General features: G+C 66.0%; 23 protein-coding genes. 12 read left to right on the forward strand and 11 right to left on the reverse strand.

All coding sequences use genetic code 11. The features are described from left to right. The first annotated feature begins 32 nt into the window (after positions 1-32). Complete coding sequence (locus tag BLM15_RS19165) at positions 33-1,805, forward strand: ABC transporter substrate-binding protein (protein ID WP_126114245.1); 1,773 nt, start codon at positions 33-35, stop codon at positions 1,803-1,805. Positions 1,806-1,890: 85 nt separating this feature from the next. On the opposite strand, the gene BLM15_RS19170 is transcribed toward BLM15_RS19165, so the two are convergent. Then, the gene (locus BLM15_RS19170) at positions 1,891-2,295 is read right to left on the reverse strand and encodes a VOC family protein (protein WP_126114246.1); all 405 of its coding nucleotides are present in this window, start codon (positions 2,293-2,295) and stop codon (positions 1,891-1,893) included. A gap of 83 nt (positions 2,296-2,378) precedes the next feature. After that, on the reverse strand, positions 2,379-2,846 hold the full coding sequence (locus BLM15_RS19175) for a MarR family winged helix-turn-helix transcriptional regulator (RefSeq protein ID WP_126114247.1): 468 nt from the start codon (positions 2,844-2,846) through the stop codon (positions 2,379-2,381). 68 nt (positions 2,847-2,914) lie between these two features. On the opposite strand from BLM15_RS19175, the gene BLM15_RS19180 reads away from it, so the two are divergent. Next, entirely contained in the window at positions 2,915-3,646 is a 732-nt protein-coding gene (locus BLM15_RS19180) for a DUF899 domain-containing protein (protein WP_126114248.1), read from the forward strand. A gap of 192 nt (positions 3,647-3,838) precedes the next feature. On the opposite strand, the gene BLM15_RS19185 is transcribed toward BLM15_RS19180, so the two are convergent. Together BLM15_RS19185 and BLM15_RS19190 are read right to left on the reverse strand one after the other, a co-directional pair. Beyond that, positions 3,839-5,488 (reverse strand): acyl-CoA dehydrogenase family protein, encoded by a 1,650-nt coding sequence (locus BLM15_RS19185; protein ID WP_126114249.1) that lies wholly within the window; start codon positions 5,486-5,488, stop codon positions 3,839-3,841. After that, entirely contained in the window at positions 5,485-7,017 is a 1,533-nt protein-coding gene (locus tag BLM15_RS19190) for a 4-hydroxyphenylacetate 3-hydroxylase family protein (RefSeq protein ID WP_126114250.1), read from the reverse strand. Before BLM15_RS19190 ends, BLM15_RS19185 begins: the two co-directional genes overlap by 4 nt. 81 nt (positions 7,018-7,098) lie before the next feature. Between BLM15_RS19190 and BLM15_RS19195 the strand changes: the two genes are divergently transcribed. The 5 genes from BLM15_RS19195 to BLM15_RS19215 all read left to right on the forward strand — a co-directional run bounded on the left by BLM15_RS19195 (position 7,099) and on the right by BLM15_RS19215 (position 10,398). Continuing rightward, positions 7,099-7,731, forward strand: a complete 633-nt coding sequence (locus tag BLM15_RS19195) for a TetR/AcrR family transcriptional regulator (protein ID WP_126114251.1) — start codon at positions 7,099-7,101, stop codon at positions 7,729-7,731. Between the two features lie 5 nt (positions 7,732-7,736). Then, positions 7,737-8,267 (forward strand): isochorismatase family protein, encoded by a 531-nt coding sequence (locus BLM15_RS19200; protein ID WP_126114252.1) that lies wholly within the window; start codon positions 7,737-7,739, stop codon positions 8,265-8,267. A gap of 8 nt (positions 8,268-8,275) precedes the next feature. Then, positions 8,276-8,911 carry a 2-hydroxychromene-2-carboxylate isomerase gene (locus BLM15_RS19205; protein WP_164547578.1) on the forward strand — a complete coding sequence of 212 codons (636 nt, stop codon included), beginning with the start codon at positions 8,276-8,278 and terminating at the stop codon, positions 8,909-8,911. Between the two features lie 111 nt (positions 8,912-9,022). Continuing rightward, entirely contained in the window at positions 9,023-10,030 is a 1,008-nt protein-coding gene (locus tag BLM15_RS19210; protein WP_126114254.1) for a Vgb family protein, read from the forward strand. Beyond that, on the forward strand, positions 10,027-10,398 hold the full coding sequence (locus tag BLM15_RS19215) for a c-type cytochrome (protein WP_164547579.1): 372 nt from the start codon (positions 10,027-10,029) through the stop codon (positions 10,396-10,398). The genes BLM15_RS19210 and BLM15_RS19215 overlap by 4 nt, the downstream gene beginning before the upstream one ends. A gap of 4 nt (positions 10,399-10,402) precedes the next feature. On the opposite strand, the gene BLM15_RS19220 is transcribed toward BLM15_RS19215, so the two are convergent. From BLM15_RS19220 to BLM15_RS19245, 6 genes are all read right to left on the reverse strand, one after another. Beyond that, positions 10,403-11,395 carry a branched-chain amino acid ABC transporter permease gene (locus BLM15_RS19220; protein ID WP_126114256.1) on the reverse strand — a complete coding sequence of 331 codons (993 nt, stop codon included), beginning with the start codon at positions 11,393-11,395 and terminating at the stop codon, positions 10,403-10,405. A gap of 9 nt (positions 11,396-11,404) precedes the next feature. Beyond that, the gene (locus BLM15_RS19225) at positions 11,405-12,292 is read right to left on the reverse strand and encodes a branched-chain amino acid ABC transporter permease (RefSeq protein WP_126114257.1); all 888 of its coding nucleotides are present in this window, start codon (positions 12,290-12,292) and stop codon (positions 11,405-11,407) included. A gap of 80 nt (positions 12,293-12,372) precedes the next feature. Then, positions 12,373-13,578 (reverse strand): ABC transporter substrate-binding protein, encoded by a 1,206-nt coding sequence (locus BLM15_RS19230; RefSeq protein WP_126114258.1) that lies wholly within the window; start codon positions 13,576-13,578, stop codon positions 12,373-12,375. A gap of 56 nt (positions 13,579-13,634) precedes the next feature. Then, positions 13,635-14,381, reverse strand: coding sequence for an ABC transporter ATP-binding protein (locus BLM15_RS19235; RefSeq protein WP_126114259.1), 747 nt, complete (start codon positions 14,379-14,381; stop codon positions 13,635-13,637). Then, a complete protein-coding gene (locus BLM15_RS19240) occupies positions 14,371-15,135 on the reverse strand; it encodes an ABC transporter ATP-binding protein (protein WP_126114260.1) in 765 nt (254 codons plus the stop codon). Before BLM15_RS19240 ends, BLM15_RS19235 begins: the two co-directional genes overlap by 11 nt. 179 nt (positions 15,136-15,314) lie before the next feature. Beyond that, on the reverse strand, positions 15,315-15,938 hold the full coding sequence (locus BLM15_RS19245; RefSeq protein ID WP_126114261.1) for a TetR/AcrR family transcriptional regulator: 624 nt from the start codon (positions 15,936-15,938) through the stop codon (positions 15,315-15,317). A gap of 196 nt (positions 15,939-16,134) precedes the next feature. On the opposite strand from BLM15_RS19245, the gene BLM15_RS19250 reads away from it, so the two are divergent. Genes BLM15_RS19250 through BLM15_RS19260 form a run of 3 tightly spaced genes read left to right on the forward strand, consistent with a single transcriptional unit; the run spans position 16,135 to position 19,400 of the window. Then, positions 16,135-16,596, forward strand: a complete 462-nt coding sequence (locus BLM15_RS19250) for a (2Fe-2S)-binding protein (RefSeq protein ID WP_126114262.1) — start codon at positions 16,135-16,137, stop codon at positions 16,594-16,596. Between the two features lie 3 nt (positions 16,597-16,599). Next, positions 16,600-18,774: a xanthine dehydrogenase family protein molybdopterin-binding subunit gene (locus BLM15_RS19255; RefSeq protein ID WP_126114263.1), complete on the forward strand. Its 2,175-nt coding sequence runs from the start codon at positions 16,600-16,602 to the stop codon at positions 18,772-18,774. Beyond that, positions 18,774-19,400, forward strand: a complete 627-nt coding sequence (locus BLM15_RS19260; RefSeq protein ID WP_126114264.1) for an Isoquinoline 1-oxidoreductase subunit — start codon at positions 18,774-18,776, stop codon at positions 19,398-19,400. Before BLM15_RS19255 ends, BLM15_RS19260 begins: the two co-directional genes overlap by 1 nt. 3 nt (positions 19,401-19,403) lie before the next feature. Here BLM15_RS19260 and BLM15_RS19265 read toward each other — a convergent pair whose 3' ends face one another. Further along, a complete protein-coding gene (locus BLM15_RS19265; RefSeq protein ID WP_126114265.1) occupies positions 19,404-20,858 on the reverse strand; it encodes an AMP nucleosidase in 1,455 nt (484 codons plus the stop codon). 110 nt (positions 20,859-20,968) lie between these two features. On the opposite strand from BLM15_RS19265, the gene BLM15_RS19270 reads away from it, so the two are divergent. Both BLM15_RS19270 and BLM15_RS19275 read left to right on the forward strand, forming a co-directional pair. Beyond that, complete coding sequence (locus tag BLM15_RS19270; RefSeq protein ID WP_126114266.1) at positions 20,969-21,628, forward strand: GntR family transcriptional regulator; 660 nt, start codon at positions 20,969-20,971, stop codon at positions 21,626-21,628. After that, on the forward strand, positions 21,628-22,110 hold the full coding sequence (locus BLM15_RS19275) for an OsmC family protein (RefSeq protein ID WP_126114267.1): 483 nt from the start codon (positions 21,628-21,630) through the stop codon (positions 22,108-22,110). The genes BLM15_RS19270 and BLM15_RS19275 overlap by 1 nt, the downstream gene beginning before the upstream one ends. Positions 22,111-22,120: the final 10 nt, after the last annotated feature.

Genomic DNA, 22,120 nt, shown 5'->3' on the forward strand with positions numbered 1-22,120 from the left:
GCGGCACCCAAGGGAAACATCGGAGGACAACGATGACGACGCTCAGCAGGACCCTCACCAGCAAGACCGTTGCCAGCCTGACCGGCGCGAGCCTGTTCGCGCTCGCGCTCGCCGCCGGACCGGCCCTCGCCGGCCCCGAGGAAGCGCGCAAATGGATCGACAGCGAATTCCAGCCCTCGACGCTCTCCAAGGAGGAGCAGCAGAAGGAGATGGAGTGGTTCGTCAATGCGGCGAAGCCTTTCGCCGGCATGGAAATCAACATCGTCTCGGAGACGATCACCACGCATGAATACGAGGCCAAGACCCTGGCCAAGGCCTTCAGCGAGATCACAGGCATCAAGCTGACGCACGACCTGATCCAGGAAGGCGACGTGGTCGAGAAGATCCAGACGCAGATGCAGTCCGGCAAGAACATCTATGATGGCTGGATCAACGATTCCGACCTGATCGGCACGCATTTCCGCTACAAGCAGGCGACGAACCTGACCGACTGGATGGCCGGGCCGGGCAAGGACGTCACCAATCCGCAGCTCGACATCGACGACTTCATCGGCAAGTCCTTCGGCACCGGGCCGGATGGCAAGCTCTACCAGCTGCCGGTGCAGCAGTTCGCGAACCTCTACTGGTTCCGCTACGACTGGTTCCAGCGCGCCGACCTCAAGGAGAAGTTCAAGGCCAAATACGGCTACGATCTCGGCGTGCCCGTGAACTGGTCGGCCTATGAGGACATCGCCGAGTTCTTCACCAACGACGTCAAGGAAATCGACGGCACCAAGATCTTCGGCCATATGGACTATGGCAAGAAGGACCCATCGCTCGGCTGGCGCTTCACCGACGCCTGGCTCTCCATGGCCGGCAATGGCGATAAGGGCATCCCGAACGGCCTGCCGGTCGATGAATGGGGCATCCGGATGGAGGGCTGCCGCCCGGTCGGCTCCGCGGTCGAGCGCGGCGGCGACACCAACGGCCCGGCGGCGGTCTACTCGATCACCAAATATGTCGACTGGCTGAAGAAGTATGCTCCCCCGCAGGCGCAAGGCATGACCTTCGGCGAGTCCGGGCCGGTGCCGGCGCAAGGGACGATCGCCCAGCAGATCTTCTGGTACACCGCCTTCACCGCCGACATGGTCAAGCCCGGCCTGCCGGTGATGAGCGCGGACGGCAAGCCGAAATGGCGGATGGCGCCCTCGCCCAAGGGCTCCTACTGGAAGGACGGGATGAAGCTCGGCTACCAGGACGCCGGCTCGGCGACCCTGCTCAACTCGACCCCGGTCGAGCGCCGCAAGGCGGCCTGGCTCTATCTGCAGTTCATCGTCTCGAAGACGGTCAGCCTGAAGAAGAGCCATGTCGGTCTGACCTTCATCCGCGAGAGCGACATCTGGGACAAGAGCTTCACCGAGCGCGCTCCGCAGCTCGGCGGGCTGATCGAGTTCTACCGCTCACCGGCGCGCGTGCAGTGGACCCCGACCGGCAACAACGTCCCGGACTATCCGCGCCTCGCCCAGCTCTGGTGGCAGAACATCGGCGACGCCTCCTCCGGCGCCAAGACCCCGCAGGCGGCGATGGACGCGCTCGCGGCGGCCCAGGACTCGGTGATGGAGCGCCTGGAGCGCTCCGGCGTGCAGGGCGATTGCGGGCCGAAGCTCAACCCGCGTACCACGGCCGAGGAGTGGTTCGCCAAGGCCGAGAAGGCCGGCACGCTGGCGCCGCAGCGCAAGCTCGCCAACGAGAAGCCGAAGGGCGAAACGATCGACTACGACACGCTGATCAAGAGCTGGCCGGCGTCTCCGCCCAAGCGCAGCTGAGCCCCCTCCTCCCGGCTCAAAAGCGCGAAAGGGGCGCGGCAGCAATGCCGCGCCCCCGATTTTTTGATGGGCTTTGCCCGGTGGGCTATTGCTGGGTGGCGCTCTCATCCATCCACATCACCTCCCAGACATGGCCGTCGAGGTCCTGGAAGCCGTGGGCGTACATGAAGCCGTAATCCTTCGGCTCGCTATAGGTCGTGCCGCCGGCGCCGAGTGCCGCCTTGACGATCGCATCGACCGCCTCGCGGCTGTCGCGCGAGAGCGCGGTGAGCACCTCCAGCGACTGGCTGGTGTCGGCGATCGGCTTGGGCGAAAAGCCGGCGAATTTCTCATGGGTCAGCAGCATCGCGAAGATCGTCTCGCTGATCACCATGCAGGCGGCGGTCTCGTCGGTGAATTGCGGGTTGAAGGAGAAGCCGAGCGCCTCGAAGAAAGCGATCGATTTCGGCAGGTCCTTCACCGGCAGGTTGACGAAGATCATCTGGGGCATTTTGTGCTCCTTGGCAGCATTGTTCTGGGGTCGGCACCGTCTGTCGGATGCATCGGCCAGTGGGCCGGGGCGATGTGGCGCGGCTATGACACGGCCAGAAGCGCCTGCCTGAGCCTGGCCGGTTCGACGACGTTGGCGAGTTGGGCATCGACCGCGTCATGCGTGCGCTGCCAGATCGGCATGGCGCGTGCGAGCAGGGCAATTCCCTCAGGCGTAATTGCCAGGAGCCGGCTGCGGCGGTCCTTCTCGCCCGCAGCCACGACGACGAGGCCGCGGCGCTCCAGCGGCTTCAGCGCCGCGGTCAGCGTCGTCCGATCCATGCCGAGCAGGCTCGCGACCGGGCCGATCGGCGGCGGCTCCGGCCGGTTCAGCGACATCAGGAGGGAGAATTGCTGATTGGTGAGATCAACCGGGCGCAGCGCCTCGTCGAACAGCCGCGCCAGCGCCCGCGCCGCACGCTGGACATGCAGGCACAGGCAATGGTCGCGCACATGCAGCGTCGTGGCGAAGGGGACGAGGGCTTCGAGGGGTGCTTCCGGTGATTTTGACATCGTTCAGATATGTTGATATCAACGCAACAAGATTAAGCTGAAGAGCTGGGGGCTGCAAGGAGGCGATGATGGAGCATCATGTGGTTCCCCGATCCGAATGGCTTGAGGCGCGCAAGGCCCTGCTCAGCCGCGAGAAAGAGTTCACCCGGCTGCGCGATCAGATCAATGCCGAGCGCCTCGCTCTGCCCTGGGTCAAGGTCGACAAGGACTACGTTTTCGATACGCCTGCGGGCAAGAAGACGCTCGCCGAATTGTTCGACGGCCGCAGCCAGCTGGTAATCTACCATTTCATGTTCGGACCGGACTGGGAGGCCGGCTGCCCCGGCTGTTCCTTCATGGCCGACCATTTCGACGGCACGCTGGCGCATCTCAACAATCACGACGTCACGCTGGTGACCGTCTCGCGCGCGCCGCTCGCCAAGATCGAGGCCTACAAGACACGCATGGGCTGGAGCTTCCCCTGGGTCTCCTCCTTCGGCAGCGATTTCAACTTCGACTACCATGTCTCCTTCAGCCGGGAGGAGCTCGCCAAGGGCCCGGTGCTCTACAATTTCACCCAGACGCCGGCCGAACAGGCCCATGACGAACTTCCGGGCACCAGCGCCTTCATCCGCAACGAGGCCGGCGAGGTCTTCCATACCTACTCGTCCTATGCCCGTGGCGGCGAGGAGATGCTGGGTACGCTGATGATCCTCGACCGGGCGCCGAAAGGCCGCAACGAGAGTTCGACGCTGAGCTTCATCAAGCGTCATGACGAGTATGAGGACCAGCCGAAAGCCCATGCCTGCTGCGCCGCCTGAGGCGCAGCGAGCCAGACCACGCGCATAGGGTTGGTGGGATGCCCATTCCCGCGAGGGGATGGGCTTGGGGCGCGTGTTTTTCCAGTAGTCCGGCTGCCTACCGTCATTGCGAGGAGGCGAAGCCGAGGAAGCAATCCAGGGACGGCAGAGTTTCACGTCTTCTGGATTGCTTCGCTTCGCTCGCAATGACGACTAACCACGCGCCACGGTCGCCCGCTGCACGATCCCCGCCAGCTCAGGCGAGGGGTCGAGCGTGCCGAAGACATAGCCCCAGTCGGCGTCGAGCCGCGAGCGGCAGAAGGTCTCGAATACGGTCTCGTCGGCATGTTTCCTGAGCTCTGATGCCTGCAGCGCATAGGCCATCAGATTCGCGAGCCGGCGGCCATGGCCGTCATCGTTGCGGGGCTTGGCAGCCTCGTCGCCGAGCCGGTCCAGCCAGCGGTCGAGGGCGCGGTTGGCGCCGCGCGCTGCGCCGACCTCGTTCATGAAGGCCTCCTTGGTGCGCGGCTCGCGATTGAAGGCGCGCAGCACGTCCATGCACATCATGTTCGAGGTGCCCTCCCAGATCGCGTTGAGCGGCGCCTCGCGATAGAGCCGCGCCATCGGGTTCTCCTCGATGAAGCCGTTACCGCCATGGCATTCCAGGGCTTCGACAACGAAGGCGGCGGCGCGCTTGCAGTTCCAGAACTTCGCCAGCGGGGTGGTGACGCGGGCGAGATGACGCTCCTCCTCGGAGGTCTCCATCGCATCGGTCGCGGCGGCGACGCGGAAGGCCATCAGCGTCGAGGCCTCGGAATCGATCGCGAGGTCGGCAAGGATGTTGGTCATCATCGGCTGCTCGGCGAGCGACGAACCGAACCCCTTACGCGACTGGGTGTGGTTCAGCGCCAGCGTCAGCGCCTGGCGCATCAGCCCGGCCGAGCCGACGGCGAAGTCGAGACGGGTTAGATGAGCGTGGCTGAGGATTTCCTTGATGCCGGCGCCCTCCTCGCCGACCAGCCAGCCCAGGCATTCGCGGAATTCGACCTCGGAGGAGGCATTCGAGCGGTTGCCGGCCTTGTCCTTGAGGCGCTGGATCTGCAGCCGGTTGCGGTTGCCATCGGGCAGGAAGCCCGGGCAGAACAGGCAGGAGACGCCGCTCTGCGTCTGCGCCAAGGTAAAGAACCCGTCCGATTGCGGCACCGAGAAGAACCATTTGTGCCCGGTGATCAGATAGACCCGGCCTTCCGGCGTATCCTCGAGGAAGCGGGCCGTGGTCTGGGTCTGGCGCAGGTCGGAGCCGCCCTGCTTCTCGGTCATCGCATAGCCGATGCTGGCGCCGGTCTTCTGCGTGACTGGCAAGGGGCGCTTGTCGTAGCGCCCCGAGGTGATCTTCTGCCGCCAGAGTGCGAATTCCGGCTGGGCGAGGCCGGGAAAGGCGGCATAGGTCATGCCGGTCGGGCACCCCGTCCCGTGCTCGATCTGGTTCCAGAGATAGGACAAGACGGCGCGGCCGAGATGGCCGTTCGGCTCCTTCGTCGTCCAGGCGAGCGATGGCACCTCATGGGCGAAGGCGAGCGCCATCAGCTCGTGCCAGGCCGGATGGAAGTCGATCCAGTCGATGCGATTGCCATAGCGGTCATGGCTCTCGAGTTCCGGGCCATGGCGGTTGGCGAGACGGGCGAGCTCCTGCACCTCGGCATCGCCGGCATGGGCTCCGAGTGCCGCCGCCTTGTCTGCGACCCAGGGCGCGCCGCGCGTGACGATCCCTTGCAGCACCGCATCGTCGGAGAAGGCATTCCAGCCCGTGGCGGGCCGGGCCTGGTTGAGGACCTGGTGGGTGGCGTTCGCGTGGATGTTCATTCCGCCGCCTCCGGTGTTGTTACGCGCTCGGGCACCTCGCAACCGGTCACGCAGCAGCGCCCTGGCTGCTTTGAAGCGCGCGAACCGTCGGCGAGCACGCCGCGATCGAGAAGGCTCTCGACCAGCGCGACCTTTTCCATGACGGGATAGTTGCGCCAGATCTCGCGCTTCATCGCCTCGGGCGAGCCGCCGCCATGCAGCGAGATCACCGAATACCAGCCGGCCTCCTTGGAGACGGTGAGGTCCTCGATGAAGCGGGCGACCTCGGCGCGCTGCTCATAGGGGATGTCCGGCCGCCCAGTCAGCACGGCCGCGAGCGACGCTGATGTCTCAGGGTTGTGATCCTCGTCCGGGCCGGGCAGCGCCACGATCAAGCCTCCCGAAACATAGTGAGCAATGCGGTGCATGTCGTAGATCTTGGTAGCGAGCAGCAGCTTGCCGATATTGGCGAAAACTGCGTCCGGCATCGCCACGCTCGAGGCGTCCTTGCTGCAATAGACGGAGGCTGCGACGCCGCAGGCGAAGAAGCTCTCGGTAATGGTGATCAGCTCGACCAACTGCTCACGGACATGGGAATGCCTGTCGGCATCGAGCCCATTGGCCTCGAGCATCAGCGCGCCGGCGCCGATCAAGAGGTCGCCGAAGCCGGCCCGCGCCGCGATGCAGCTGTGACGGTGATGGGTGGCGTAGCTGGTGGTGAGATAGCCGGCCTCCTCGATCTCGCCGGCGAGGAAGACACGGCTCCACGGTACGAAGACGTCGTCGAACATCACGGCGCCGGTCGACTGGCCGTATTTCGCCGAGAATTTCGCGGCGGGATCGCCCGGCCGCCCGGCCGGGCGCGCCACGATGGTGACGCCCTCGGCATCGCAGGGCACGGCGCAGCAGACGGCGAAATCCTCGTCGCCCTCGGCATGGGTGCGGCACGGCATCACCAGGAATTCATGGACATAGGGCGCGCCGGTGACGATCGCCTTGGTGCCGCGGATGACGATACCGTCGGGCCGGCGCTCCTTGATGTGCACATAGGAATCGCGATTGGCCTGCTCGCCCGGCCGCAGCGAGCGGTCGCCCTTGGCGTCGGTCATGGCGACGCCGCAAGTCAGGTCCTCATCCTGGATGCGATGCATATAGGCCACGAAGCGCTGGTGATAATCGGTGCCATGGTTGGCGTCGGCGCGAACGGTCGCCTGCAGAATGCCGTTGAAGGCGTCATGCGTCAGATAGCGCTGGGCGCAGCCGGAGATCTTGCAGACCAGACGCACAGCCTCGAGCTTGGCGAGCAGATCGCTCGACGAGGCGTCGATATGAAGCATGCGGTTGACAATGCGGCCGGAAGAATCCTGCACCGCCGTCATGATCGGCCGATAGGCCGCCTCATGCACGAGGTCGTAGGTCACGCCGATGCCGTTGATGCCCGGCAGCAGCATGGGCTCGTCGGCGACGCTCTCGACCCTGCGGCCGTTGACGAAGACGCGCGGAGAATAGGCCCGCAAGGATTCACGATAGCCGGCGGCGTCCATCAGCATGCTAGCCTCCTCCCGGTTAGTTGTTGTTCTTAAAATTGAACAGCGTTAGATTTTCGTCAAGAAGCTTGGAGGCGTTCCAGAGTGAGCGAGGGATCCGCAGAGCGGAAACGCGGCCGCTATGCCGCCACAGACGCCAAGCGCGAGGGCATTCTTGCCGCAGCGCGCACGGTGTTCGAGCGCGAGGGACTGGACGGCGCCTCACTGCGGGCGATCGCAGCCGAGGCCGGCTACACGCCGGCGGCGCTCTATTTCCATTTCGACTCGAAAGAGGCGCTCTATGCCGAGGTTCTTGGCCGCTCGATCGCGGCGCTGCAGGCGGCGGTCGATGCGGCGGTCGCGGCTGCCGGCAGCCCGTCGGAGTGCTTCTGCGCCGCCGCGCTCGCCTTCTTCGACTTCTACGCCGAGAACCCGCGCGATCTTGATCTCGGCTTCTACCTGTTCCGTGGCGGCATGCGCCCGCACGGCCTCGGCCGCGAGCGTGACCGGGCCCTGAACGAGGCGCTGGAAGCGACTTTGGCACCGATCCGCGAGGCGGCGCTGGCGCTCGGCGCAGATGAAACGCAGGCCGACTTGATCATGGCCGACGCCTTCGCTCATGCTTCCGGTGTGCTGCTGCTGGCGCATACGCAGCGCATCCGCATGTTCGGCGCCTCGGCGCGCATGCTGATGGAGCGCCATGTCGAAACCGAGCTCGACCGGCTCCAGCGAAGGTGATGCCGATGCATCTGATTAACGCCAAGCGGTCCCGCCTCATCGTCATCGACTTCCAGGCGCGATTGATGCCGGCGATCCATGACGGGCCGCGCCTCCTCGCCAATGCCGGTAGGCTGGTTGCGGCGGCAAAGCTCCTCGAGGTGCCGATCGTGATGACCGAGCAGAATCCAGCCGGCCTCGGCGCGACGGTTCCGGAGCTCGCCGAGGCCGCGTCCGCGATCACCAAGATGAGCTTCGATGCCTGCAGCACGCCGGCTTTCATCGACGCCATCGCCGGCGATGATGACCTCATACTCTGCGGCTGCGAGGCGCATGTCTGCTTCGGCCAGACCGCGCTCTCGCTGCTTGAACACAAGCGCCATGTCTTTGTGGTGCAGGACGCTGTCGGCTCGCGCGTGCCGGAAAGCAAGGAAGTGAGCTTACGCCGGCTGGAGCGAAACGGCGCCGAGATCGTCACCACGGAGGCGGTCGTATTCGAGTGGCTGCGTACAGCCGAGCACCCCCAGTTCCGCGCCGCCCTCGCTCTGATCAAGTGAGTCCGCCCTTGCCTGCGCCCGCCGTCTGGTATTTCGACATCATCTCACCCTTCGCGCACCTCGCGCTGACGCGCCTCGATGCGATCCGTATGCACCGTCCGGTGGTACTGAAGCCGCTCGTCTTCGGCGCAATCCTCAAGGCCTGGGGCCAGCTCGGCCCGGCCGAGATCGCACCCAAGCGCGTCCATACCTATCGCCTCGCCACCCATACGGCGCAGGCGATGGGCGTGCTCTTCCGCTTCCCGCCGGCCCATCCCTTCAACCCGCTCGCCATGTTGCGCCTGCTGACCGCGCTCGACGGCAATGAGGCGGCGGTGACGGCCGCGTTTCGCCTCGTCTGGGGCGAAGGACGCGACGCCAACGAGCCGGCCGTGCTGGAAGCGGTCGCCGATGCCGCCGGCCGCCCCGATGCCCTGGCGCTGATCGCGGAGCAGGAGGTCAAGGACCGCCTGCGCCAGGCGACCGATGAAGCGATCGCCGCCGGCGTCTTCGGCGTGCCGAGCCTGGTGATCGACGGCGAGGTCTTCTGGGGCGCCGACGCGATGGCGATGGCACAGGACTATCTTTCCGATCCCGCCGCCTTCCGAGACGGTGAAATGGCGCGCGTCTCGAGCCTGCCCGAAGGAATCCAGCGGCAGCGCTGAACACGAGAAAAGGGAACCGTCCGGCCGCAGCCACAGTTTCACGATGTTGTCGGTTTACGCCTGTCCTGGACAGGCAGATCATTCGCCAGCCGACAACGAAAGGAGACGCCCATGCTGCGCCGTTCGTTCCTGAAATTCGGCATCGCCGGCCTCGCCGCGCCGAATCTGATCTTGCGCAGCGCCGAGGCGACTGGACAACCCCAGCCCGGCAGCCCATTCATCGTCACCTATTTCGAGGTGCCGGAGATCAAGGGCTCGCGCGACGTCACCGATGCCGGCGACGGCACGCTCTGGGTCTGCGGCCAGCGCAATGGCGTGCTCGGCCGCTTCGACCCCCGCACCAGCCAGACCAAGGTGATCCCGCTCGGCGACGGCGCCGCCCCGCATGGCGTGGTGCGCGGGCCTGATGGCGCCGCCTGGGTCACCGAGGGCGGCCAGAACGCCATCGCCCGCGTCGACGACAAGACGCACAAGGTCGAACTGTTCAAGCTGCCGGCCGGACGCGAGCGCGCCAATCTCAACACGCCGGTCTTCGACAAGACCGGCGTGCTCTGGTTCACCGGCCAGAACGGCATCGTCGGCCGCCTCGATCCGAAGTCCGGCAAGATGGACATCTTCGACGCGCCGCGCGGCGCCGGCCCCTATGGCATGACGCGTACGCCGGTAGGCGAGATCTGGTTCGCCTCGCTCGCGGGCAACTACATCGCAAGGATCAACACGCAGAGCGGCGCCTTCACCGTGGTCGACCCGCCGACCGAGGGCCAGGGCGCGCGCCGGGTCTGGTCGGATTCGAAGAACCGGATCTGGGTCAGCGAGTGGAATTCCGGGCAGGTCTCATCGTTTGATCCGGAAAGCGGCAGCTGGAAGGGCTGGAAGCTGCCCGGTCACAAGCCGCGGACCTATTCGGTCTATGTCGACGACGCCGACAAGGTCTGGCTGACCGACTTCGCCCTCAACAGCATCGTCCGCTTCGACCCGCTGAACGAGGAATTCAACAGCTTCCCGAGCGACAAGCCCGGCGCCAATGTCCGCCAGATGGACGGGCGTTCCGGCGAGGCCTGGGGCGGCGAGAGCGGCACCAACCGGCTGGTGCGTATCCAGACGGTGAAGCCGGCGTGAGGACGGGCGTCGCGGCGTTCCTTGCGCTCGCCCTGATCCTGTCCGAACCGCTACAGGGGCAGGAGCCGGCGGGAGCTATCGTCTTCAAGGCCTGCCAGTCCTGCCACAGCCTCGATCCGGCCAAGGCCGGCATGGCCGGGCCGCATCTCGCCGGGTTGAAGGGGCGCGTGCTCGGCTCGGCTGATGGCTTCGACTATTCGCCGGCGTTCAGGGCCGCGAAGGCGCAAGGGCTCCGCTGGGACGACGAGAAGCTGAAGGCCTACCTCTCTGACCCAGACGCGCTCGTATCCGGTGGCTGGATGAGTCCACCCGCCGGACTCAGTGGAGCGGACCGCGCGGCCGTGGCGGATTATCTGCTCAGCAGGTAGCCGATCACAGCGGCTTCTTGATCCATTTGGCGATCATGCCGACGATGCCTTCGCGGAAGAGCAGGACGCAGATCACGAAGACGACGCCCTGCACGACCGTGACCCAGGCACCGAGCGTCGCCAGGAAATTCTGCATCGAGACGATGACGATTGCGCCGACGATCGGTCCGAAGACGGTGCCGAGCCCGCCGACCAGCGTCATCAGCACGACCTCGCCCGACATCGACCAATGCACGTCGGTGAGCGAGGCCAGCTGGAAGACGATCGCCTTGGTCGCGCCGGCGAGCCCGGCGATCCCGGCCGAGAGCACGAAGACGGCGAGCTTGTACTGGCTGGAGCGGTAGCCGAGCGAAATGGCGCGCGGCTCGTTATCGCGGATCGCCTTGCAGACCTGGCCGAAGGGCGAGTGGATGACGCGGTAGATCAGCAGCAGCCCACCCATGAAGACCGCGGCGACGAGCCAATAGAGCGCGCGATCGTCGGCGAGGCTGAACAGGCCGAGGAGCTTGCCGCGCGGCACCGCCTGGATGCCGTCCTCGCCGCCGGTGAAGCGCGGCGTCTGCAGCGAGAAGAAGAACGCCATCTGCGCCAGCGCCAGCGTGATCATCGCGAAGTAGATACCCTGGCGGCGGATGGCGAGCGCGCCGAAGGCGAGCCCAAGCAGGGCAGCGATCCCGGTGCCGGCGAGGATGGCGAGCTCGGGCGTCAGTCCCCAATGCTTGGCCGTATAGGCGCTGACATAGCTCGCCATGCCGAAATAGGCTGCGTGGCCGAAGGAGAGCAGGCCGCCATAGCCGAGCAGAAGATTGAAGGCGAGCGCGAACAGCGCAAAGCACAGCACCTTCATCACGAAGACCGGATAGGCGACGAATGGCGCAATCACAAGCGCGGCCGCGATGCCGATCATCAGGTTGCGGTGCAGCCGCGCTGTGCTGTCATCAACCTCGCCGATGGCGAGAGCGGCGGCGGGAGCGTCGGTGGAAGCGATGTCTGCCATCTCAATTCCTCACGCGGCGCGGCCGAACAGGCCGGCCGGCTTCACCAGAAGCACGATCGCCATGATGATGAAGATCACGGTCGCCGAGGCTTCCGGATAGAAGACCTTGGTCAATCCCTCGACCAGGCCAAGCGAGAAGCCTGTGACGATCGCGCCCATGATCGAGCCCATGCCTCCGATCACCACCACGGCGAAGACGACGATGATCAGGTCGGCGCCCATGTTCGGGTTGACCGAGTAGATCGGCGCCGCCAGCACGCCGGCGAAGGCGGCGAGCGCGACGCCGAAGCCATAGGTCAGCGTCACCAGCAGCGGCACGTTGATGCCGAAGGCCTGGGTCAGGGTCGGGTTCTCGGTCGCCGCGCGCAAATAGGAGCCAAGCTTGGTCTTCTCGATGATGAACCAGGTGGCGAGGCAGACGACGAGCGAGGCGATCACGACCCAGCCGCGATAGGTCGGCAGGAACATGAAGCCGAGATTATAACCGCCGCGCAGCTCGGCCGGGATCGAGTAAGGCAGGCCGGAGGAGCCATAATTGTTGCGGAACAAGCCCTGGATGATCAGCGCCAGGCCGAAGGTCAGCAGGAGCCCGTAGAGATGATCGACATGGGCGATGCGTTTCAGCAGGAAGCGCTCGATCACCACGCCGGTGATACCGACCGCGATCGGTGCCAGCAGCAGCGCCGCCCAATAGTTGATACCGAGATAGTTCAGGCACATCCAGGCGACGAAGGCGCCCATCATGTACTGGGCGCCATGGGTGAAGTTGATGATGTTGAGCAGGCCGAAGATCACCGCCAGGCCGAGGCTCAGGATCGCATAGAACGAGCCGTTGATCAGGCCGAGCAGAAGCTGGCCGAACAATGCCTGTGGCGGGACACCCAAGAGCTCGAACATGCGATCGACCATTCCGTGAAAGCTGATCCGGGGCCGTCTCCGGCCCCGGCAGAGTGTGTCGTGCGGGCTGTTTCAGCCCATCACTTCTTGACGAGCGGGCACTCGCTCTCGGCGAGCGGCTTGAAGGCCTCGTCCGCCTTCAGCACCGCGATCTGCTTGTAGTAATCCCACGGCGCCTTCGATTCCGACGGCTTCTTGACCTCGAACAGGTACATGTCGTGCATCTTGCGGCCGTCGACGCGGACCGAGCCCTTGCCGAACAGCGGGTCGTCGGTCGGCAATTCCTTCATCTTGGCCATGACGGCAGCCGAATCCTTGCTCTTGGCCGCCTCGACCGCCTTGAGATAGTGCAGCATGCCGGAATAGACGCCGGCCTGGACCATGGAGGGCTTCTTGCCGCCGTTGAGCTTGGCGAAACGCTCGGACCAGGCGCGGGTCTGGTCATTCATGTCCCAGTAGAAGGACTCGGTCAGGACGAGGCCCTGAGCCGTCTGCAGGCCGAGCGCATGCACGTCCGTGGCGAAGACGAGCAGACCGGCCAGCTTCTGGCCGCCGGCGACGATGCCGAATTCACCCGCCTGCTTGATCGAGTTGATGGTGTCGCCGCCGGCATTGGCGAGGCCGATGACCTTGGCCTTGGATGCCTGCGCCTGCAGCAGGAAGGACGAGAAGTCCGTGCCGGGGAACGGCGTGCGCACGGCGCCGAGCACCTTGCCGCCGGCCTTGGTCACCACCGCCGCGGTGTCGCGCTCAAGCGCATGGCCGAAGGCGTAGTCGGCGGTAAGGAAGAACCAGCTGTCGCCGCCGGCCTTGGTCATGGCGCCGCCGGTGCCCTGGGCCAGCGCGTAGGTGTCGTAGGTCCAGTGGACCGTGTTCGGCGAGCAGGCCTTGCCGGTCAGGTCCGAGGAGGCCGCGCCGGAGTTGATGTGGACCTTGTTCTTCTCGCGAGTGATCTGGTTGACCGCGAGCGCGACCGAGGAGGTCGGCACGTCGAGGATCAGGTCGACACCGTCCTGGTCGTACCATTGCCGGGCGATGGTCGAACCGACGTCCGGCTTGTTCTGGTGGTCGGCCGAGACGATCTCGACCTTGATGCCCTTCTCGGCCGCCTTGAAGTCCTCGACCGCGAGGCGCGCGGCGATCACCGAGCCCTCGCCCGAAAGGTCGGCATAGAGACCGGAGCGGTCGTTGAGTACGCCGGCCTTGACCGAAATCTGCTGCGCCAGCGCCGGCGAAGCCATCAGTGCGCCGAGCGCCGTGGCCGCGAGCAATGTCTTGAGCTGCATGTTTCTATCTCCCTGAGATGTCTGGTGTTCGTAAGGTTCTTGTTGGACGCCCTGCGTCAGACGCCGAGATAGCTGTGGAGCTTGTCGATATTGGCGTCGAGTTCCGGATTGGGGATCATGTCGATGACCCTGCCCTGCTCGACGACATAGTGCCGATCCGCCACTGTCTGGGCGAAGCGGAAGTTCTGCTCGACCAGGACGATGGTGAAGCCCTTTTGCTTCAGCATCCGGATGGTGGCGCCGATCTGGTCGATGATGACGGGCGCGAGACCCTCGGTCGGCTCGTCAAGCAGCAGCAGATTGGCGCCGGTGCGCAGGATTCGCCCGATCGCCAGCATCTGCTGCTCGCCGCCCGAAAGCTTGGTGCCCTGGCTGCGCAAGCGCTCCTTGAGATTGGGGAAGAGCGTGAAGATCTGCTCGACCGGGAGCCCGCCCGGCTTCACCTGCGGCGGCAGCAGCAGGTTCTCCTCGACCGACAGCGTCGAGTAGATGCCGCGCTCCTCCGGCACATAGCCGATGCCGAGACGTGCGATGGCGCGCGACGGCAGCCCGATCGTCTCCTGCCCGGCGAAAGTCACCGAGCCCTTGCGCTTGCCGATCACGCCCATGATCGACTTCAGCGTCGTGGTCTTGCCGGCGCCGTTGCGGCCGAGCAGCGTCACCACCTCGCCCTCGCCGACGTCGAGCTCGATGCCATGAAGGACATGGCTCTCGCCATACCAGGCCTCGAGCCCACGCACCGCGAGCAATGGCTTGGTGCCCGCAGCCGCAGCCGGACGCTCCAGCACAGCGTCAGTGGCCATGGCCGACCCCCGATCCGATATAGGCTTCGACCACGCGCGGATCCTTCGAGACGGTGGCATAGTCGCCCTCAGCCAGGACCTGGCCGCGGGCGAGCACGGTGATGCGGTCGCAGAGCGAGGCGACGACCGAGAGATTGTGCTCGACCATCAGGATAGTGCGATCCTTCGAGACCTTGCGGATCAACGCCTCGATGCGCTCGATGTCCTCGCGGCCCATTCCGGCCATGGGCTCGTCGAGCAGCAGCATCTCGGGCTCAAGCGCGAGCGTCGTCGCGATCTCAAGCGCGCGCTTGCGGCCATAAGAGAGCTCGCCGGCCGGCAGATCGGCGAAGGCCGACAAGCCGACGGCGTCGACCAGGCGCAGCGCCTCGGCATCGAGCGGAGAGAGCACCTTCTCCGAGCGCCAGAAATCGAAGCTATCGCCGCGTTTTCTCTGAAGCGCGACGCGGACATTGGTCTTGACCGAGAGCTGCGGGAAGACCGCCGAGATCTGGAAAGAGCGCACCAGCCCGAGCCTGGCGATCTCGGCCGGCTTCTCGCGGGAGATATCGCGGCCATTATAGACGATCTGGCCCCGCGTCAGCGGCAGGAACTTGGTCAGCAGGTTGAAGCAGGTCGTCTTGCCCGCGCCGTTCGGTCCGATCAGCGCGTGGATCGACCCGCGTCTGACCTTCAGATCAACGCCATTGACGGCTGTGAAGCCGGCGAATTCTTTCGTGAGGCCTGAGGTCGATAGAATAATATCCTCAGACATCCGCCCTTAACCTTAGTCATTGCTGGATTGTTCGTTTCCCCGGGCGGCATGCTGCACCGCGCATATCGCCCATGTCAACGGCGCGGGTGTGCGCAAAAACCCATGCGGGGGACGCGAAGCCCTCGCCCCTAGACGAAAGGCTTACGCATAAGGACTAGAGCTTGGTCTCGGCCGTGGCGCTATGCATCCTTCGCGACCGCAGCCGCAAAGACCGCAGCGATCTCGCGCAGTCGGACCAGATAGTCCTCGCAGGAGGGCTGCTCGCCATATTTGGCGCCTGCTGCGGCGCGCATCATCGTCGCGATCAGCGTATCCAGCGGCAGGCCGCTGCGCTCGATAGCGATCTGGCCTTTTGCCACGGCATCCTCGAACAGCTGGCGGGCGAAGCTGACGAAGATCGCCTCGAAGGCGGCAAGCTCGGCTCCGGCGATGCTCACCATCACCGCCTTGAGCTCGCCGAGATGCTCGCCAGCGCTGAAGGCGCTGAAGGCAGTGCCGTGATGGGCTGCCATCAGCGCAGCCAGCCGCTGCGCGAACGGGCCGGGCGTTGCGAGAGCCTCGCGGCAACGTGTCTCGACTTGGCTGCCGAGGCCGGCGAGCATGGCCCGAAAGACGTCGTCCTTGCCTTTGAAATGGAGGTAGAGCGTGGCGCGGGCGACCCCGGCCTCGCGCGCGATGTCGTCCATCGAGGTGCGTTTGTAGCCGTAGCGGGCGAAGAGGCGCAGCGCCGCCTCCGCGATCTGCTCGATCCGGCCCTTGCCGTCCTCGCCGGACGTTGTGGAACTTTCGCTGCGGTCGCTCATTTGCAGTCTTGACAGAATCCAAACTGTCGGCGACTATTCTAGTTAGACGCAAAACGTCTAACTCGTCTAGTCGCACGACCCCAGACGACGGATCATTCGCCCGCCTCTGATATGTCAGAACGGGCCTGCGAGCGAGCCTCGATCCGACTGCCATGGTGCCGTGCTGCGTCATGAACGCGATCCCCGCGAGGCAGCCATGGTCCACTCGATCAACATCAATGGAACGACGCACCGCGTCGACGTCGACGACGACACCCCCTTGCTCTGGGTGCTGCGCGACAATCTCGGACTAACCGGCACCAAGTTCGGCTGCGGCGTCGCACAATGCGGCGCCTGCACTGTCTATATGGACGGCCAGCCGCTGCGCTCCTGCTCCATGCCCGTCTCCGCCATCGGCGAAGCCAAGATCACCACGATCGAGGCGCTCGCCGGCAAGGAGGCGCAGGCCGTGCAGGCGGCTTGGGTCAAGCACGACGTGCCGCAATGCGGCTACTGCCAGTCCGGCCAGGTCATGAGCGCGATCGCCCTGCTCAGGGAGATCCGCAAGCCCACCGACCGCGACATCGACCTCGCCATGAACGGCAATCTCTGCCGTTGCGCCACTTATGTCCGCATTCGCGCCGCGATCCACGACGCCGCGCGCACGCTGGAGGGCTGAGCCATGACCGCGCACGACACGAACCTCTCCCGCCGCAACCTGCTCAAGGGCGCCGGCGCGCTCGTCATCGGGCTTAGCCTGCCGCAGGCCGGCCGCGCGCAATCGGGCGCAGCGCAGGTGTTCAAGCCCGGCGGTGCTGCGGCCTTCGCCCCGAACGCATTCGTCCGCATCGCCGCCGACGACACGGTGACAGTGCTGGTCAAGCATATCGAGTTCGGGCAGGGCCCGTTTACCGGCCTCGCCACTCTCGTCGCCGAGGAGCTCGATGCCGACTGGGGCCAGATGCGGGCCGAGCATGCTCTGGCCGACGCCAAGCTCTACGCCAACCTCGCCTTCGGCATCCAGGGCACTGGCGGCTCGACCGCAATCGCCAACTCCTGGGAGCAGATGCGCAAGGCCGGCGCGACGGCGCGCGCCATGCTGGTGCAAGCGGCCGCCGAGGCCTGGAAGGTGCCGGCTGCCGAGATCAGCATCGAGAAGGGTGTGCTGAAGCATGCTTCCGGCAAGCAGGGCCGTTTCGGTGAATTCGCCGAAGCCGCCTCCAAGCTGCAGGCCCCGACCGAGGTCAAGCTCAAGGACCCCGCGCAGTTCAGGCTGATCGGCAAGGAGGGAGTGGCCCCCCGTCTCGACAGCCTGGGCAAGTCGACCGGCAAAGCGCAGTTCACCATCGATATCAATACGCCGAACATGCTGACGGTGGTGGTCGCCCGGCCGCCGCGCTTCGGCGGCAAGGTCGCCTCCTTCGACGCCAGCGCGGCAAAGAACGTGAAGGGCGTCGTCGATGTCCAGCAGATCCCGTCCGGCGTCGCCGTCTATGCAACCGGGACCTGGCCGGCGCTGAAAGGGCGCGAGGCCCTCAAGGTGACCTGGGACGAAAGCGGCGCGGAGAAGCGCGGCAGCCGCGAGCTGATCGCCGAATATCGCAAGCTCGCCCGGACGGAAGGCACTGTCGCGGGCAAGCATGGCGACGCCGAAGCCGTGCTCGCCAAGGCCGACAAGGTGATCGAGAGCGAATACGTCTTCCCCTATCTGGCGCATGCACCGATGGAGCCGCTCGACGGCTATCTCGAATGGAATGCGCAAGGCGCGCTCGCTCGCCTCGGCAGCCAACTCCAGACCATCGACCATCAGGTCATCGCCAAGGTACTCGGTCTCGGACCGGAGAAGGTCACGGTCGAGACCCTGCTCGGCGGCGGCAGCTTCGGCCGGCGGGCGCAGCCGAGTTCCGAACTCGCGGTCGAACTCGCCGAAGTGGCCAAGGCGATCGGCCCGAACCGGCCGGTCAAGCTGGTGCGCACCCGCGAGGATGATCTCTCCGGCGGCTATTACCGCCCGCTCTTCCTGCACCGCATGCGCGGCGCGGTGAAGGACGGCAAGATCACCGCCTGGAGCACCGCGATCGTCGGCCAGTCCTTCCTCAAGGGCTCGCCCTTCGAGGCGATGATCAAGGATGGGATCGACCCGGTGATGGTCGAGGGTGCCAACGAGCTGCCCTACGAGGTCACCGATTTCCGCTGCGACCTACACACCGTCGATGTCGGCGTGCCGACCTTGTGGTGGCGCTCGGTCGGCCACACCCATACCGGCTATGCGGTCGAATGCTTCATCGACCGGTTGCTGCAAGAGGCCGGGCAGGATCCGGTCGCCGGCCGGCTCGCCTTGATGGGCAAGCATCAGCGCCTCGCCAATGTCCTCAAGGCAGCGGCTGATCTCGCCAAGTGGAACGGCCCCGGCCCGGTCAACGGCCGCGCCCGCGGCGTCGGCGTGGTCGAGAGCTTCGGCTCCTATGTCGTGCAGATCGCCGAGGTCTCGCTCGGGGAAGGTGGCGAGCCCAAGGTGCACAAGGTCTGGTGCGCGATCGATTGCGGCGTTGCGGTTAATCCCGACATCATCCGGGCGCAGATCGAGGGCGGTATCGGTTTCGGCCTCGGCCATGTCCTCTATGGCGAGCTGACCCTCGACCAGGGCAAGCCGGTGCAGACCAATTTCGACAGCTATCGCTCGCTGCGCATCCACGAGATGCCGGAGGTCGAGGTCCGGATCGTGCCGTCGACCGAGAAGCCGACCGGCGTCGGCGAGCCGGGCGTGCCGCCGATCGGGCCGGCGGTCGCCAATGCGCTGGCGCGGCTCGGGCGCGAGAGGCCGCTGTCGCTGCCGATGGTCGGGGGGACCGTGTGATGCGGTCGATCGCTCTCGCCACGACCGCGGCCGCCGTCACTCTGCTGCTCGGCAGCGCACTCACGCTGGCGCAAACCGCGCCGGCGCCGCAGCCCGGCGGGGCGACCCTGCGCCCGGCGGCAAGCTTCACCAACATCGCCAATCAGCGCGACCGCTCGGTCGCGCTGTTCAACGAGATCGGCAAGGTGCTGCAGCATCCGCGCTGCATGAACTGCCACCCGGCAACGGAACGGCCGCGCCAGACCGATGTCAGGCGGTTGCACGAGCCCATGGTGGTTCGCGGCAAGGACGGGCATGGCGCGCCCGGGCTCGCCTGCACCACCTGCCACGGCAAGCAGAACTTCGACCCGGCCGGCGTTCCCGGCGATGGTCACTGGGCGCTCGCCCCGGCCTCGATGGCCTGGGAGGGCAAGACGCTCGGCCAGATCTGCGAGCAGCTCAAGGACCAGAACCGCAACGGCAGCCGAGACCTCGCCGCGATCGTCAAGCATGTCACCACTGACACACTGGTGCTCTGGGGCTGGAACCCCGGCAAGGGTCGCCAGCCGGTGCCAGGCACGAACGCCCAGTTCGGCGAGCTGATGCAGGCCTGGGCCGATAGCGGCGCGGCCTGCCCGGCGGCGTAGACCCTAGCGGAACGGCGGCTCGTCGAAGCTGCGCAGCTTGCGCGAATGGATCGACGAGCCGGCTTCCTTGAGCTTTTCCAGCGCGGCGAGGCCGATCTTGAGATGCTCGCTTACGGCGCGCTCATAGAAGGCGTTGGCGGCACCCGGCAGCTTGATCTCGCCGTGCAGCGGCTTGTCGGAGACGCAGAGCAAGGTGCCGTAGGGCACGCGCAGGCGATAGCCCTGCGCGGCGATGGTGCCCGATTCCATGTCGACCGCGATGGCCCGCGACAGGTTGATGCGCTTGCGCTCCTTGGTCCAGCGCAGCTCCCAATTGCGATCGTCCTGCGTCACGACGGTGCCAGTGCGCAGGCGCTGCTTCAGCCGGTCGCCCTTCTCGCCGGTGACCTCGGCTGCCGCCTCTTGCAAGGCGACCTGGACCTCCGCCAGCGCCGGGACGGGCACATCGGGCGGCACCAGCTCGTCCAGAATGCCGTCCTGGCGGAGATAGGCGTGGGCGAGGACATAATCGCCGATGATCTGGGTCTGGCGCAGGCCGCCGCAATGGCCGACCATCAGCCAGCAATTGGGTCGCAGCACCGCAAGATGGTCGGTGATGTTCTTGGCGTTGGAGGGGCCGACGCCGATATTGACGAGAGTCACGCCCTCGCCGCTCTCGCGGATCAGGTGGTAGGCCGGCATCTGGAAGCGGTGCCAGGGCGCCGACATCACCCGCTCGGCGGCGCTGACGTCGATGCCGTCGCGATCGATGCGAATACCGCCCGGGGCGATCAGCGCCTGCGCCGTGCCGGCCTCGATCTCGGCCAAAGCGAGCCGAACGAACTGGTCGACATAGCGATGGTAGTTGGTCAGCAGCACCCAGGGCTGCACGGCGCGCCAGTCGGTGCCGGTGTAATGCACGAGCCGCCGCAGCGAATAGTCGACCCGGACCGCGTCGAAGAGCGAGAGCGGACGCGGCTCGCCCTCAACGATCTCGAAGGTACCGTCGGCGATCTCGTCGCCGACCAGAGCGAGCAGCGGCGTCGGGAAATGCCGGGCAAGCTCGGCGGCCGTGACCATGCCGCGGCCGAGCTCGTCGCCGCCGTCGAGCGCGTAGGGGTAGGGGATTTCCTGGCTGCTGATGCCGGTCTCGATCGTGGCGCCGTATTCATCGACTAGAGGCTGGAGCTGGTCGAGCAGATAGGCGCGGAACTCGGCGGGCTGCGTCACAGTGGTCGAGTAGATGCCGGGCATGGCGAACTTGGCGTAGCCGCGCCGCGTCGCCGCCGGCAGCTTCGACGGCTCGTAGCTGACGCGCAGCATCGGGTAACGGTAGAGCGCCCGCTCCTCCAGCGTCGGCGGCTGCGCCGTCTCGAAGAAGCGCTGCAGATCGTTTCGCAGCGCCGTCCGCGCCTGGTCGTAGAGCAGCTCCAGCCGGTCGACGGCCTCCTGCGGCGTGGCGGCGATCTCGAATGTCATGCGCGAACGACCTCTCGTTCGGCGTGCTTGTAGCTGGGCCGACGAGCCCCTGACAACAGCACCGCATCGGCGCCGCTTGCGGTTCATCAAATTTTGGATACAATTATCCCATGACTATCGCTCGTCTCAGTGCCGCCACGACCGCATCCGCCCTTGCCCAGCGCCTGCGCGAGGCGATCGACGCCGGGCACTGGCAACCGGGCGATTTGTTGCGCCAGGAGCAGATTGCGGCCGAATACGGCGTCAGCCGCATTCCGGTGCGCGAGGCGCTGGCGCAGCTGCAGAGCGAAGGGCTGCTCGAGGTCGCGCATTATCGCGGCGCGCGCGTCAGCCGGCCGCAGGCGCAGGAGATCGACGAGCTCTTCGATCTCAGGCTGATGGTCGAGGGCGATCTGCTGGCGCGGGCGCTCAGCCAACACGATCAGCGCTCGCTTCGCGAGCTGAAGCGGCTGCAGGATGCCCTGGAGGATGCCGACGACCGGCTCGCCTGGATCGCCGGCGACATCGCCTTCCATGAAGCGCTCTACGGCCCGGCGGGGCGGCCCCGCAGCCTTGCTCTGTTCCGGCAACTGCGCGCGCCGATCGACCGGTTCAGCACCCAAGCGCTCGGTCCAGGCGCTCGCAAGCAGGGCTGGGCGGACGAGCACCGCCAGTTGATCGTCGCAATCGCAGCCACAGACGCGGCCGCCGCCCGAGCGATCCTCAATCAGCATCTGCAGGCGACGCGCGCGGTCGTGCTCGCGGCCTGCTCAGAACAGGGAGAAGACTGATGGCGACGCATGGTGCGACGATCACCTGGCAGCGCGGCGAGGAGGCCTTCCTCGACAACCGCTACAGCCGCGCGCATCTCTGGCGCTTCGACGGTGGAGTCGAGGTGCCGGCGTCGAGCTCGCCGCATGTGGTGCGCGTGCCCTTATCGAACCCGGCCAATGTCGATCCGGAAGAGGCCTATGTCGCAGGGCTGTCGAGCTGCCACATGCTTACATTCCTCAACCTGGCGGCGCTGCGCGGCTTGCGGGTAGACAGCTATGTCGACGCGGCCGAAGGCGTGATGCTGAAGAACGCCGACGGCAAGAAATGGGTGGCGACGGTGACGCTCAGGCCGCATATCGTCTTCAGTGGCCCGAAGGCGCCGAACGAGGCCACCGTCGAGGTGCTGCATCACGAAGCCCACGCCAACTGCTTCCTGGCCAATTCGGTGCGTTCGGCGATCGAGACCCGGGGCAGCTGGGACTACCAGGGCGCAGCCTGAGATCGGCACC

It is taken from the genome of Bosea sp. Tri-49, assembly GCF_003952665.1.
GTDB lineage: Bacteria > Pseudomonadota > Alphaproteobacteria > Rhizobiales > Beijerinckiaceae > Allobosea.